The following is a 625-nucleotide window of genomic DNA, read 5'->3' on the forward strand; positions in this document are numbered from 1 at the left end:
CATTCCGGCGTTGCGCGCATTTTCGCGGCGATTTCATCGCAACATCAATGATGCAGACGACCTGGTACAGGAAACATTGGTGAAGGCGCTCGGCAACATCGGGCGTTTCGAAGAGGGCACGAAGCTCAAGTCCTGGCTTTTCACCATCATGCGCAACACGTTCTGTTCGCGCTTCGCCGTCGCCAGGCGGGAGGCTCCGGGTATCGCCGAATGTGTGGCGGACAACCGCATCACCGAGGCGTCGCAGGAATGGACCATCCTCATCCAGGATGTCGGCCGCGCCTATGACGAATTGCCCTCATACTATCGAGATGTGCTGGACGCCGTGGCGATCAACGGCCAGAGCTATGAGGACGCGGCGACGCGCTTTCACTGCGCCGTCGGGACGGTGAAAAGCCGGCTCAATCGAGCGCGCCGGCACCTCGTCGAGCAGTTCGGCGATTTGAACCAATGATCAGCTGATCGACGCGACGGAGCCAATTGCGGCGTTGCGAGATGGCGGCCGCCAGGCGCCGACCGCATTGCAAAACCGGTGCTGCCATCGGAAGAGATGGTTCAATCGAAATGTTCGGCGCCAAAGAGAGCCTGCGCCATGGATTGCAGCTCTTCCCTATTGGCGCAGAGG

1 protein-coding gene is annotated in these 625 nt (G+C 60.3%); it reads left to right on the plus strand.

The annotated features are described in order from the left end of the window. A partial coding sequence (locus AC1D0P_RS26960) for a sigma-70 family RNA polymerase sigma factor (RefSeq protein ID WP_477679536.1) occupies positions 1-454 on the plus strand: 454 nt, incomplete at its 5' end. Positions 455-625: the final 171 nt, after the last annotated feature.

The sequence above is a fragment of the Polaromonas sp. P1_G2 genome, from assembly GCF_056405515.1.